Genomic DNA, 13274 nt, shown 5'->3' on the forward strand with positions numbered 1-13274 from the left:
CATGCACGATCACCGAGCACGAACCACCGCCATGTCTGCCGCACCTCCCAGCCGTCGCCCCAAGCGCGCCCCTGCCCCGCCGCAGGATCGCGGGCTCAGCCACGAGCTGATGCAACTGATCCAGGACAACCAGGGCGATCCGGATTTCATGACCTCCCTGGGTCGCGGGCTGGTAGTGCTGAGCGTGTTTTCGCAGCACCCGCGTGAAGTGACCATGTCGCAGATCAGCACCGAAACGGGCATCTCGCGCGCGGCGGTGCGGCGCGTGCTGTACACCCTGGAGAAGCTGGGCTACGTGGGCGAACAGGGGCGCGGTTTCGTGCTGCTGCCGCGCGTGCTGGGCATGGGCGGGGCGTATGTGGCGTCGTCGTCGATGACCGCGGCGGCGCAGCCGGTGCTGGATGCCCTGCGCGACGACGTGCACGAGTCGTGCTCGCTGGGCGTGCTGGATGGCGATGACGTGCTGTATGTGGCCCGCGCCGAAACCGTGCGGATCATGTCGATCGGGCTGCGCGCGGGCAGCCGCCTGCCCGCGTACTGCACCTCTATGGGTCGCGTGCTGCTGGCCGCGTTGCCGCACGACACGCTGGAAAGCTACCTGGAACGCAATCCGCTGCGGCCGCGCACCGAGCGCACCGTGACGCGCATGGACGAGTTTTTGGACACGCTGGAACGCGTGCGCCGCGACGGCGTGGCGCTGGTGGACCAGGAGCTGGAGATCGGGCTGCGCTCGATCGCCGTGCCGGTGCACGCGCGCAGTGGCGCGGTGGTGGGCGCGCTGAACATCGGCACCCAGGCCGGGCGGATCAGCCTGGGGGTGATGCAGTCACAGTTGCTGCCGCGGCTGCGGGAAGCGGCGCAGCGGTTGGGTACGTTGCTGCATTGAGGGGGGGTGCCGGCGGTATCCGGTTCCGTTCAGGTGTATCGGGTTGCCGGCCAGCGCCCGGCGGTATCCGGTTCCGTTCGGGTGTATCGGGTTGCCGGCCAGCGGCCGGCACTACCGGTGCTGGGCTTACCGCGGTGGTGCGTTGGCTTGTTCTTCGAGGATGGGCTTGGCCAGCGCGAAGGCGTGGTTGGCGGCCGGTACGCCGCAGTAGATGGCGGCCTGCAGCAGCACTTCCTTGATCTCGTCCGGGGTGACGCCGTTGTTGCGCGCGGCGCGGATGTGCAGTTTGAACTCTTCGTCATGGCCCAACGCCACCATCATCACGATGGTCAGCAGCGAGCGGGTGTGACGTGGCAGGCCGTCTCGGGTCCACACCGTGCCCCAGGCGGTACGGGTGATGAAGTCCTGGAATTCGTGGGTGAAGTCGGTGCGCGCCTGCAGCGAGCGCTCGACGTGGGCCTCGCCGAGTACGGCGCGGCGCACGGTCAGGCCGGCTTCGTAGCGTTCCTGTTCGTCCATTGGGGATGCCTCGTTTTGGGTGGGGTGTACCGACCAACGGTCGGTACCTACGGTGTCTGGATGTACCGACCAACGGTCGGCACCTACGGTGTATGGGCGTGCCGGTGACGATCGGTGTCTGGGTGTACCGACCAACGGTCGGTACCTACGGTGTGGGGGCGTGCCGGTCACGATCGGTGTGGGGGTGTACCGACCAATGGTCGGTACCTACGATGTGTGGGCGGTCAGGGCGGCGGTGAATGCGTCGGCCGATTCGATGTTGCAGATGTGGCGGCCGGGCACGGCGACGGCGTGGCCGTGGGCGACCCCGCGCGCGATGGCCTGCAGGTCTGCGGGCGGGCAGACCGGATCGTCGTCGCCGGCGATGGCCAGGGTCGGCACTCCGATCTGCGCCAGCTGGTCACGGAAGTCCGCAGTAGCCACGGCATGACAGCAGCCAACGTAGCCCGCCACACTGGTGGTGACAAAGCGCTGCAGGATGTCCTCTACCTGCGCCGGTTGCGCCGCGACGAAGGCCGGCGTGAACCAGCGTTCGGCCGTGCCTTCGCGCAACGGCAACAGGCCCTGCGCACGCACCTGCGCGATGCGCGTCTCCCAACTCTCGGCCGTGCCGATCTTCGCGGCGGTGGCCGCCACCGTCAGCGTGTGCAGGCGCGTGCCGGCATGCACGCCCAGCCATTGCCCGGTCAGGCCGCCGATCGACAGCCCGCAGAAATGGCTGCGTGCCACGCCCAGGTGGTCCCACAGGGCCAGTACGTCCGCGCCCAGGTCGGCCACGCTGTACAGGCCTGGCGGCGCGCTGGAGTGGCCATGCCCACGGCGGTCATAGCGCAGGATCCGGAACCGCCCCGACAATGCGGCCATCTGCGGGTCCCACATGTGCAGGTCGGTGCCCAGCGAGTTGCAGAAGGTCAACCACGGCGCATCGTCCGGCCCGTCAATGCGGTAATGCAGGCGATGTGCGTCCAGCTCAAGAAAATCCATTGCACCCCTCCAATAAGGGTCAGCGCTGCGCCAGCACGCGATTGATCCAGGTGTCGGCCATGCCACGCCAGCTGTCGGGCGCGAACAACGCCGCCAGCTGCGTCGGCGACAGCTGCGCGCTCACGTCCGGCATCTCCTGCAGCACCTCGCGCAGGTGCCGCGACTGCGCCAGCGCCTGGCGTGCGGCCTGTTCCACCAGCGCATGCGCGGTGGCCTTGCCCAGCGTTTCAGCCAGCGTCACCGCCACCGCTTCTGCGTAAAGCAGGCCGCCGTGGCTGTCCAGGTGGTCGCGCATGCGCGCCCGGTCCAGCTGCAGGCCTTGCACCACCACGGTCACCTGGGCCAGGCTGCCGGCGCACAGGCGCACGATCTCCGGCACGGTTTCCCACTCGGCATGCCACTGCCCGGCCGCGCGCTCATGCGGTTGCGGCATCGCCACGAACAAGGTGGACAACAGGCCCGGCACCCGGGTGGCCGCGGCAATGGCCGCCACGCAGCCCACCGGATTGCGCTTGTGCGGCATCGCCGATGACCCGCCCCTGCCCTCGCCGGCCGGCTCGAATGCTTCGGCCACTTCGGACTGCATCAGCAGCACGATGTCGGTGGCGATCTTGCCCAGCGTGCCGGTGAGCAGCGCGAACGTGCTGCCGAGTTCGGCCACCCGGTCGCGGGCGGTGTGCCACGGCAGCGCCGGCACCGGCAACTGCAGTTCGTCGCCCAGGGCCTGGGCCACGTCCAGGCCGCGCGTCTGCAGCGAGGCCAGGGTGCCGGCCGCACCGCCGAACTGCAGCACCAGCGTGTCGGCGTACAACGCCTGCAGGCGCCGTTGGCTGCGGTGCAATGCATCGAGCCAACCGGCCGCCTTCAGCCCGAAGGTCACCGGCACCGCCTGCTGCAGCAGCGTGCGCCCGGGCAGGCCGGTATCGCGCTCGGCATCGGCCAGCACCGCCAACGCGGTGCACAGCACGTGCAGCCGCTCCTGCACCAGGCCGACTGCCTCGCGCAGCTGCAGCACCGCGCCGGTGTCGATGATGTCCTGGCTGGTGGCGCCCCAGTGCACCCAGCGCGCGGCGTCGGCATCCGCGTGGCGCACCTGCGCGGTCAGCGCCTTGACCAGCGGAATGGCCGGGTTGCCGGCCAGCAACGTGGCCTGGCCCAGGGCGGGCACGGCGTACAGGTCGGCCCGGCAGGCCGCTTCGATCGCACCGAGCGCGGCCGGCGGAATCACCGCGCAGCGCACCTGCGCGCGTGCGAGCGCGGCTTCCACGTCGAGCATCGCCTGCAGGCGCGCGGTGTCGGTGAACACCGCGTCCACCTCCGGCGCGCCGAACAGGCCGCCAAGCAGCGAGGGGAAATCGCTCATCAAACGCCATCCAGTCAAAGGTGGACCCAGCTTACCCGCGCGTCGTCAGGCCGCGCGTGCAGGCCGGCATCAGTAGTCGAAGAACACGGTTTCCAGCTCGCCCTGCATGCGCACGTCCCAGTGGTACAGGCCGTTGCCCTGCGCCTGGGCGATGAGCGTGGCGCGGCGTTCGGCCGGCACCAGGGCCAGGATCGGATCGTCGGCATTGCCCGGCGCGTCGCTGAAATACACCCGCGCACTGGCCGCGCGCAACAGACCGCGCATGAACACCAGCACCATCAGGTGCGGTGCCTGCGGCTGCCCCTTGGGGCCGGCCACACTGCCCGGGCGCACGGTGGTGAAGGCGAAGCGGCCCTGCGCGTCGGTGGGCACCCTGCCCCAGCCATCGAAGGCCGGGTCATGCGCGTCGTGGCGCGGGTCTTCCGGATGCGCGTAGATTCCCTGCGCGTCGGCCTGCCAGATTTCCAGCACGGCATCGGACACCGGCACGCCCAGGCCATCGAACACCTGGCCCTGCACCTGTACGCGCTCACCCTGCGCCTGGGCCGGCGCGATGTCGGTGCGGTACAGCGGTTCCAGGCCCAGCCGGTAGTACGGGCCCACGGTCTGCCACGGAGTGGATTGGAAACTCATCTGCTTACTCCCACACGGTCATCTTGCGACCGCGCAACACAATGTCGAAGCGGTAGCCGAGGGCGAATTCGTTGGCGGTGTTTTCCCAGTCGAACGAGGACACCATGCGCTCGCGGGCCTTGGCGTCGTCCACGCAGTTGTAGATCGGGTCGTACGCCAGCAGCGGGTCGCCGGGGAAATACATCTGCGTGACCAGGCGCTGGCCGATGCCTTCGCCATGCAGCGAAAAGTGGATATGCGCCGGTCGCCACGCGTTGTAGTGGTTGCGCCACGGGTAGGCACCGGGCTTGATGGTGGTGAAGCGGTAACGGCCGTGGTCGTCGGTGAGCACCTGGCCGGTGCCGGTGAAGTTGGGGTCCAGCGGTGCGTCGTGCTGGTCGCCCTTGTGCAGGTAGCGACCGGCGGCGTTGCACTGCCATACCTCGACCACGCTGTTGCGCACCGGGCGGCCGTTCTCGTCCAGCACCCGGCCACTGACCACGATGCGCTCACCCAGCGGCTGGCCCTTGAAGCCGGCGGTCAGGTCGGCGGCGTGTTCGCCCAGGGTGATGCGGTCCAGCGTGGGCCCGGTCACTTCGGACAGCGTGGCCGGAATCTGGATCGGGTCGCGCCCGGGGCCGCGCAGGCGGGTGGATGCATACGGCAGGTGGATGCGGTCCGGCTGGGTGCCGGGATAGGGCCTGCGATAGCCGCGCAGGTCAGTGGGATCGCTCATGGCGTACTCCGGTTGGCGGGCGGCCGTTGGGGCCGCAGCTGAAAGGCAGTGGCACGCTGCCATGCGAAGGCGGCAGCGGCCGTGAAGCAGGAAAAAACAGGGGCGGTCACACGCGCTCGATGGCCAGCGCGACCCCCTGGCCCACGCCGATGCACATGGTGGCCAGGCCACGCCGCCCCCCGCTGGCTTCCAGCTGGCGCAGCAGGGTCAGGGCGAGGCGCGCGCCGCTCATGCCCAGCGGATGGCCCAGCGCGATGGCACCGCCATTGGCGTTGACGTGTGCGGCATCGTCGGCGACACCGAGCTGGCGCAGGCACGCCAGCCCCTGCGAGGCGAACGCTTCGTTGAGCTCGATCGCATCGAAATCGGCGATGGACAGCCCGAGCCGCGCCAGCAGGCGCTGCGTGGCGGGCACCGGGCCCATGCCCATCACCGCCGGTTCGACCCCGGCACTGGCAAAGCCGAGGATGCGCGCGCGCGGGGTCAGGCCCAGTGCGCGCGCCTGTGCGCCCGACGCCAGCAGCACCGCGGCGGCGCCATCGTTGATGCCCGACGCATTGCCGGCGGTCACCGTGCCGGGCTGGCGGAACAACGGCTTGAGCGCGGCCAACGCGTCCAGCGTGGTGTCCGCGCGCGGGTGTTCATCGCGTGCCACGCGCACGGTTTCACCGCGCTTGCGCCCGGGTGCATCCACCGCCACGATTTCGCCGTCGAAGAACCCGCGTTGCTGGGCAGCGGCGGCGCGCTGCTGGCTGCGCAGCGCGAACGCGTCCTGGTCGGCGCGCGACACCGCGTACCGCTCGGCCACGTTCTCGGCGGTCTGGCCCATGGTCTCCACGCCATACAGCGCGCGCAGCTGCGGGTTGATGAAGCGCCAGCCCATGGTGGTGTCTTCCATCACCTGGTCGCGCGCGAAGGGCGTGCCTGCCTTGCCCATCACGTAAGGCGCGCGCGACATCGACTCCACGCCGCCGGCAATGGCCAGGCCGAGTTCACCGGCGGCGATGCCGCGTGCCACCGTGCCGATCGCATCCAGCCCCGAGCCGCACAGCCGATTGACGGTGCTGCCCGGCACGCTCACCGGCAGGCCGGCCAGCAGCAGGCTCATGCGGGCCACGTTGCGGTTGTCTTCGCCGGCCTGGTTGGCGCAGCCCAGGTAGACCTCGTCGATCAACGCCGGGTCCAGCTGCGGATGGCGCGCCAGCAGCGCCTTCAACGGGATCGCGCCGAGGTCATCGGCGCGCATGCCGGCCAATGCGCCGCCGTAGCGGCCGATCGGGGTACGGATGCCATCGATGATGTAGGTATCGTGCAGGGTCATGTCAGGCTCCTTCGCTCATCTGCAGCGGCAGGCCGGTGAGCTCACGCAGCTGCTCAATGCTGACCCCGTCCACCATTTCCAGCACACGCGCCCCCGCCTCGCCCAGGTCGAACACGGCCACGTCGGTATACACGCGCGACACGCAGCGCAGCCCGGTGAGCGGGTAGCTGCACGCCTCCACCAGCTTGCTCTGCCCCTGCTTGGTCAGCAGGTCCATCATCACGAAGACCTGCTTGGCGCCGATGGCCAGGTCCATCGCCCCACCGACGGCGGGAATGGCATCGGCCGCACCGGTGCTCCAGTTGGCCAGGTCGCCCTGCGCCGACACCTGGAATGCACCCAGCACGCAGATGTCCAGGTGACCGCCGCGCATCATCGCGAACGAATCGGCATGGTGGAAATAGCAGCCGCCGGTGAGCAGGGTCACCGGCTGCTTGCCGGCATTGATCAGGTCTGGATCCTCTTCGCCCACTGCCGGCGCCGGGCCCATGCCGAGCAGGCCGTTTTCCGACTGCAGGAAGATCTCCTTGTCGGCCGGCAGGAAGTTGGCGACCGTGGTCGGCAGGCCGATGCCCAGATTGACGTAGGCACCTTCGGGAATATCGCGCGCCACGCGCGCGGCCATCTGTTCGCGGCTCAGGCGGTTCATGCGCGGGCTCCAGCGGTGGCAGTGGCGGTGGCATCCAGGGCAACCACGCGCTGCACGAAGATGCCGGGCGTCACCACGGCTTCCGGGTCCAGGTCGCCCAGCGGCACCACGGCATCCACCTGCACGATCGCGCAGCGCGCGGCCATCGCCATCAGCGGGCCGAAGTTGCGCGCGGTCTTGCGGTACACCAGGTTGCCCCAGCGGTCGCCGTGATGGGCCTTGATCAGTGCGAAGTCGGCGTGCAGCGGGTATTCCAGCACGTAGTGGCGCCCGTCGATCTCGCGGGTTTCCTTGCCGTGGGCCAGTTCGGTGCCGTAACCGGTGGGGGTGAAAATCGCACCCAGGCCCGAGCCGGCGGCATGGATGCGCGCGGCCAGGTTGCCCTGCGGCACCAGCTCCAGTTCGATCTCGCCGGCGCGGTAGGCCGCATCGAAATGCTGCGAGTCGGCCTGGCGCGGGAACGAGCAGACGATGCGGCGCACGCGCTTGTGCCGGATCAGCGCGGCCAGCCCGGTGTCGCCGTTGCCGGCGTTGTTGTTGATGATGGTCAGCCCGCGCGCGCCCTGCGCGATCAGGGCATCGATCAGGGCGTCGGGCATGCCGGCGGTACCGAACCCGCCAATCATCACCGTCGCCCCGTCGTGGATGTCGGCCACCGCTGCGTCAGCGTTGGCCACGGTCTTGTCGATCACTGCGTTGCTCCTTGCCGTGCCTTGCAGGCGGCGGCGACATACGGGGGAAAACGGGACGCGGACATGGTGCGCAGCGGCGACGACGCGGTCAATCCGATAATCGGACTCATGATGCGATAATCGCACACGTGGATGTCCATACCCGTCGGCTCAGTTGCGCGTCTGGCCAACGCCGACGCGCAGGCCCAGGCAGGCCCACGCCGCCAGTGCCAACGGCAGCGCACACAGCACATACAGCGCGGTGGGCGACCAGCCTGCATCGACCAGCAGGCCGACGGTAAGCGGCGACAGGATGGCGCCGACCCGGCCAATGCCGATCGCCCAGCCCAGCCCGGTGGTGCGCACGTCGGCGGCAAATACCACCGGCGCGGCGGCATACAGCCCGGCCATGGCGCCGAACAACGCCGCACCGATCACGAATGCCACGGGGAAGGCGATACCGAGTTGGGTGTTGAAACCGGCGAAGGCCAGCATCGCCACCATCGCCAGCAGCAGGCTGGCTGCGGTGAGCCGCGACAACGCCCAGCGCGACGCCAGCCAGCCGAACAGGCTGCCACCGACAATCCCGCCGAGGTTGAGCAGCACCCCGCCGGTGATGCCCTGCTGGGCCGACACGCCCGCCGACACCAGCAACTTCGGCGTCCAGCTCAGCACGAAATAGAACGCGAACATGTGCAGGAAAAACGCCATCGCGATCAGCACGGACACCCGGCGCAGGTCGCCGACGAACAGCGCGGCGTAGCCCTTGCGCCCATCGGCGCGCACCGGTGTCGGCGGCAGCGCCTGCAGCGCGGGCATGTGCATCCGCGCCAGCAACGCGTTGAGCCGCGGCAAGGCATCCGGCGGACGCCGGGCCACCAGGAAATCCAGCGATTCGGGCAGGCACTTGAGCACCAGCGGGATGCACAGCAACGACGCGCCGGCGCCGATCAGGAATACGCTGTGCCAGCTGAAATGCTGCAGCATCCAGGCCGCCAGCACTCCGCCCAGGGTGGCGCCGATGGGGTAGCCGGTGGCCTGCAGCGCCACCGCGGTGCTGCGCCATTTGGGGTTGGCGTACTCGGCGGTGATCACGCCCACGCCGGCCAGCATGCCGCCGATGCCCACGCCGGTGAACACGCGCAGCGCGCCCAGTTGCCACGCGTTGCTGGCCAGCGCCGACAACGCCATGCCCACGGTGAGGATCACCAGGCACAGCATGATCATCGGCCGCCGGCCCCAGCGGTCGGCCAACGGCGCCAGCAGGAACGAGCCCAGCGCCATGCCGACCAGCCCGGCGCTGAGCATGATGCCCAGCAGCTTGCCCGACAGCGCCCAGTCGGCCGACACGTGCGGCGCGGTGAACGCCATGACCATCACGTCGAAGCCATCGAGCATGTTCAACAGCACGCAGATGGCGATCGCCGTCCATTGGAAGGGACTCATCCGCTCGAGCACGAGCGGGGAAGCGGCGGCGGTGGCATGGCTCATACGGGGATCCTGCGACGACGTAGTGCGGGGGGCGTCCGGCGGGGAGGTCTCAACGACCGGCCTGGCTGGAGGAATGGATGACCTGGAGCACCTGCTGCAGCTGCTCGACCTCAACCTGGCCCGGCGCCGACGGGGTGCCGATCATGCCGAAGGTCAGCGCCTGGCCGAAGGTTTCCCCGGCCAGCCGCGAGACCACGCCAGTGCCGCCCATGGACATGGTCAGCAGCGGCTTGCTGCTGCGCTGGCGCACCTGCCAGGTGGCATCCAGCAGGGCAAGCACGTCGCCGGCGTCGCGCGGCATCACCGCGATCTTCAACACGTCCGCGCCCATCACCTCCTGGCGCAGCAGCCGCGCCACGATCTCCTCGCGCGCGGGGGTGGCATGGAAGTCGTGGCTGGACATCACCACCTTCACCCCGGCCGCATGCGCCTGCGCGACCAGTGCCGCCACCCGCTCCGGATCGCGGAACATCTCCACGTCGATCAACTGGGTGAAGCCGCCGCGCAGCAGCGTCGCGTACAGCGCGGCGTAGTCGGCGTCGCTGATCGGCTTGCTGCCGCCTTCGGCCTGGGTGCGGAAAGTGAGGATCATCGGCTTGCCGTCCAGCGTGCGCGCGATGCGCTTGCCGAGGGTCACCAGCGCCTTGCCGTCGGTGGCGATGTCCAGGTAGTCGATGCGCCATTCGGCCAGGTCGGTGGCCGGGCTGGCGGCGATCACGGCGGCCTGCTGCAGCGCCTGTTCGGCGGTGGCACCGGTGATCGGCACGATGGTGCGCGGTGCGCCTTCGCCGATGCGCAGCGTACCTACCTGCAAGGGCGTGACCGGTACCGGTGCGGCGTGGGCAACGGCGGCCGCGCCGCCGAGCACGGCGGCCAGCATGAAGGGAGTGAGCGGACGCATGCGGTTCACCAGGAACGAGGGAAGGAAGGTGCGCATCAGAAGGTCACCTTGGCCTGCACGCCCACGGCCCAGGCGTTGTCGGTGCGGGTGTAGGCGAACGTGCCGGGGTTGACGATGTACTGCACGTCGGGGCGGACCATCAGCCAGGGATTCACCTGGATGCTGTAGGACAGTTCGAACAATTCCTCGGCCTGGCTGAGCTGGTACAGCGGCGAGTCAAGCGGCACGCCCGCGTCGGCCAGGGTGGCGCGGCGGGCGTCGACCAGGCGGCGGTTGATGTCCGCGCCCACGTAGCCGAGCGCGATGCTGTCCTGCGCGCGTGAGCCGATGCCCTGGTAGACGCCCCCCAGCGCGTACCAGCGGCGGATCTGCGCGGTGTCGGTGTCCGACACCATGTACTGCGCGAAGGCGGTCAGCCCGCGCTGCGGGTCGCCGGCTTCGCGGGTAAGCCGCTGCTCGGCCAGCACATACGCACCGTGGCGGCCGGTGGTGGGCGAGGTATCCAGCCCGCGCTGGTCCACCCGCGAGGTGTCGTAGTAGCCGCCGAACTTGTACACGCCCGGGTGCGCCCCGCCCTTGTCCGGGGTCCAGGTCGCTTCCAGCGGAATCAGCGAACCGGTGGTGCCCGACACGAACGGACGGAACGCATTGCGTTCGATGTTGCCGCCCAGGTTCGGGTTGACCTGGAACCAGCCGGTGCGCACGTTCAGCGCCGGGCTCACCTGCTGGGCCACTTCACCGCCCCAGCGCGCCGTGGGGTAGTTGTACCAGCCGCTGTTGCCGGACATCGCCAGCGGATGCGCGCAGAAGGCCGCGTTGACGAAGTGGGTCAGCAGGCTGTGCAGGCCGAACTGGTTGCCCATGGCGTAGTAGCCCAGCTTGAAATACGACAGCCCGGCGTTGAAGGTCTGGTCGTAGCTGGCCTCGGTGAGCCGGGTGTATTGCCCGCCGTAGGCTTCCTGGATCGGAAAGCGGTTGCCGACCAGGTCGGCCGAGGTGCTGTTGCCGCGGCGGTCGTTGAGGGTGACGTGGAAGGCGCCGCCGTCCCAGCCGGCCAGGCGGCCCATGTCCAGGTCGACGCCGACCCGCACCTGCTGCGCATAGCGCGCGCCGGTGCGGCCGTAGCCGCCGTCGACCACGCCCATCGCCTCGCCCACGTAGTCGCCACGGAAGCGGATGCCGCGTTCGTCCAGCGCGGTACGGGTACCGCCCCAGTCGCCCGTGAGGGTCTTGCCGTCGTAACGATTGCTGTCCTGCGCGTGGGCCAGCGCGGGCGCCAGCACGGCGGCGGACAACAGCAGGGCCAGCGGAGTGGGGTTCGGAAATCGCATCGGAGTCTCTCGGGGTCGACGGGTCAGCGCAGCGACAGCGGCGCGCTCAACGGGGAGGTGGCGCCCAGCGCGGACGTCGCGGTGGCGGTGAGCGTGGCGATACCGGCAGCCTCGCCGGTGGTCGGCAGCGCCAGCGTGAAACGGCCCTGCCCCTGCGCATCGGTGACGGCGTCTACGGTGCCGAGCGGGCGTTCGGCGTCGCTGCTGCTCGCGGCACGGTTGCCGAACACCTCCAGCTGGTAGCGCTGCCCCGGCACGCCCTGGAACACCCCCTGCACGGTGCGTGCGGTACCGGTGCCCTGCACTGCCTGCAGCACCGGCGCGGCCTGGCCCAGGTTGGGGGCAGGCTGGCACCCGGTGGTGTCGGCACCGCTGCAGATGCGCGCGCGCTTGGACGGGTCGGTATCCACCCCGCGCCCGCGCGAGCCCACGAAGTTCGCGTGTTCCAGCCCCGGTACGCCGAACACGATCGCCCCGCGCGGCTGGCCCGTGGCACAGGCGCCACCGGCTTCGCAGCGCGCGATCTTCAGCCCGTTGCCCACCATCTGGTTGGCGCTGAAGCGGTTCGGTGCGCTCACCGGCTGCGGACGCACCGCGATGCCGATGCCGTTGCCGGTGATCGTGTTGCCGTCCACCACGTTGTCGCTGCCGGTGACGCTGACCCCGATCGAATTGCCGATGAAGGTGTTGGCTGCGATGTAGTTGCGGTTGCCCCAGTTGATCTGCAGGCCATCGGAATAGTCGACGAAGCGGTTGCGCACCACCGTGTTGTCGTTGCCCCACAGAATTTCGATGCCCTGCGACGGCTCCGGGTTGGCCGCGGTGGACTGGAACAGGTTGTCGGCCACCAGGTTCCAGGCCGCGCCGCGGGTCAGTTCCAACCCGTCGCCGTTGTCCACGAACTGGTTGCGCACGATGCGGTTGTGCACGGTGGTGGTGGCGGTGGACTGGCCCTTGCCGTCGTCGCCGGTGAGCATGATGCCGGCACCGCCCTTGTTGGCCACGATGCGGTTGTCGTGGATGTCGCTGTGGCTGCTGCGGTTGATCAGCACGCCGATGCAGAAGTTGCGGATCTCAAGGCCGCTCAGCTCAACGCCCGTGGTGTCGCGCAGGACCAGCCCCGGCAGCGTGGTGGTGCGCACGTTGGTGCCGGACTGGCCCGGCTCGGCGCCCGGGCAGGCATCGGTGCCGGTGCCGGTGACGTAGCCGCCGCCATCGATGGCGACGTACTGGCCGGCGCTCGCCCACGGCGTGCCGACGATCTGCACCGGGCCGACGATCTCCGGCAGCGGTGACGCCGGGCGGATCACGTACGGCGCGCTGCCCACCGCGGCAATCTCGATGCGGTAGCGGCCGGGAGCCTGGTTGGCGGTAGTGATCGCCCAGCGCAGCGACCCGGGGGCGGCGTCGTCGGCATAGCGGTCCACATGCAGCACCTGCAGCGCCTCGCGCGGCGGCTCGGCCTGGTAGGCCAGCGCCAGCGACGGCAGCAGGGCAAGCAGGGTCAGGGAAACAACAGACAGACGGCAACGCATGCGCAGGCTCCGCACAGGGAAAGGGACTCCGGCGGTCTTTCCCCTGTACCTGGCTTCAGTACCGTAGTGGCACTGCCCTCGCCCGCCAGAGGTGGATCGCTTGGAACGGGATTGAAAGTAGGTTTATCGCACTGCACCATTCAAGTGCGTTTATCGACTACGTGTGCGATTATCGGATTTCACCGCTACGACCATTGTCGTAGACGCAGGCACGACAACGGCCACCGCAGGCGCGGCGGCATGCAATAGCGTGCAGTCAGAAGGGTCGCAGTGAA

At 69.4% G+C, this 13274-nt stretch carries 13 protein-coding genes; 1 reads left to right on the forward strand and 12 read right to left on the reverse strand.

Annotated features, from left to right (window positions below):
- Nucleotides 1–31: 31 nt before the first annotated feature.
- The gene (locus tag DX03_RS11440) at nucleotides 32–886 is read left to right on the forward strand and encodes an IclR family transcriptional regulator domain-containing protein (protein ID WP_051598847.1); all 855 of its coding nucleotides are present in this window, start codon (nucleotides 32–34) and stop codon (nucleotides 884–886) included.
- Between the two features lie 126 nt (nucleotides 887–1012).
- Here DX03_RS11440 and pcaC read toward each other — a convergent pair whose 3' ends face one another.
- The 12 genes from pcaC to DX03_RS11500 form a co-directional block, all read right to left on the reverse strand.
- Complete coding sequence (gene pcaC, locus DX03_RS11445; protein ID WP_038688847.1) at nucleotides 1013–1405, reverse strand: 4-carboxymuconolactone decarboxylase; 393 nt, start codon at nucleotides 1403–1405, stop codon at nucleotides 1013–1015.
- A gap of 207 nt (nucleotides 1406–1612) precedes the next feature.
- Nucleotides 1613–2389, reverse strand: coding sequence for a 3-oxoadipate enol-lactonase (gene pcaD, locus DX03_RS11450; protein ID WP_038688849.1), 777 nt, complete (start codon nucleotides 2387–2389; stop codon nucleotides 1613–1615).
- Between the two features lie 19 nt (nucleotides 2390–2408).
- Nucleotides 2409–3752 carry a 3-carboxy-cis,cis-muconate cycloisomerase gene (locus DX03_RS11455; protein ID WP_038688851.1) on the reverse strand — a complete coding sequence of 448 codons (1344 nt, stop codon included), beginning with the start codon at nucleotides 3750–3752 and terminating at the stop codon, nucleotides 2409–2411.
- A gap of 69 nt (nucleotides 3753–3821) precedes the next feature.
- Nucleotides 3822–4385, reverse strand: coding sequence for a protocatechuate 3,4-dioxygenase subunit alpha (gene pcaG, locus DX03_RS11460; protein WP_038688853.1), 564 nt, complete (start codon nucleotides 4383–4385; stop codon nucleotides 3822–3824).
- A 4-nt stretch (nucleotides 4386–4389) separates the two neighbouring features.
- Complete coding sequence (gene pcaH / locus DX03_RS11465) at nucleotides 4390–5100, reverse strand: protocatechuate 3,4-dioxygenase subunit beta (RefSeq protein ID WP_038688855.1); 711 nt, start codon at nucleotides 5098–5100, stop codon at nucleotides 4390–4392.
- A 106-nt stretch (nucleotides 5101–5206) separates the two neighbouring features.
- A complete protein-coding gene (gene pcaF, locus DX03_RS11470; protein ID WP_425598273.1) occupies nucleotides 5207–6421 on the reverse strand; it encodes a 3-oxoadipyl-CoA thiolase in 1215 nt (404 codons plus the stop codon).
- A gap of 1 nt (nucleotide 6422) precedes the next feature.
- Nucleotides 6423–7070 (reverse strand): 3-oxoacid CoA-transferase subunit B, encoded by a 648-nt coding sequence (locus tag DX03_RS11475; RefSeq protein ID WP_038688856.1) that lies wholly within the window; start codon nucleotides 7068–7070, stop codon nucleotides 6423–6425.
- Nucleotides 7067–7762: a 3-oxoacid CoA-transferase subunit A gene (locus tag DX03_RS11480; protein ID WP_038688858.1), complete on the reverse strand. Its 696-nt coding sequence runs from the start codon at nucleotides 7760–7762 to the stop codon at nucleotides 7067–7069. The genes DX03_RS11475 and DX03_RS11480 overlap by 4 nt, the downstream gene beginning before the upstream one ends.
- Nucleotides 7763–7912: 150 nt before the next feature.
- The gene (locus DX03_RS11485; RefSeq protein ID WP_038688860.1) at nucleotides 7913–9232 is read right to left on the reverse strand and encodes an MFS transporter; all 1320 of its coding nucleotides are present in this window, start codon (nucleotides 9230–9232) and stop codon (nucleotides 7913–7915) included.
- Nucleotides 9233–9281: 49 nt separating this feature from the next.
- On the reverse strand, nucleotides 9282–10169 hold the full coding sequence (gene aroD, locus DX03_RS11490; protein ID WP_244880115.1) for a type I 3-dehydroquinate dehydratase: 888 nt from the start codon (nucleotides 10167–10169) through the stop codon (nucleotides 9282–9284).
- On the reverse strand, nucleotides 10169–11464 hold the full coding sequence (locus DX03_RS11495) for a carbohydrate porin (protein ID WP_038688862.1): 1296 nt from the start codon (nucleotides 11462–11464) through the stop codon (nucleotides 10169–10171). Before DX03_RS11495 ends, aroD begins: the two co-directional genes overlap by 1 nt.
- Before the next feature lie 23 nt (nucleotides 11465–11487).
- Complete coding sequence (locus DX03_RS11500) at nucleotides 11488–12999, reverse strand: right-handed parallel beta-helix repeat-containing protein (protein ID WP_038688864.1); 1512 nt, start codon at nucleotides 12997–12999, stop codon at nucleotides 11488–11490.
- Nucleotides 13000–13274 lie beyond the last annotated feature (275 nt).

The organism is Stenotrophomonas rhizophila, from assembly GCF_000661955.1.
GTDB classification, from domain to species: domain Bacteria; phylum Pseudomonadota; class Gammaproteobacteria; order Xanthomonadales; family Xanthomonadaceae; genus Stenotrophomonas; species Stenotrophomonas rhizophila.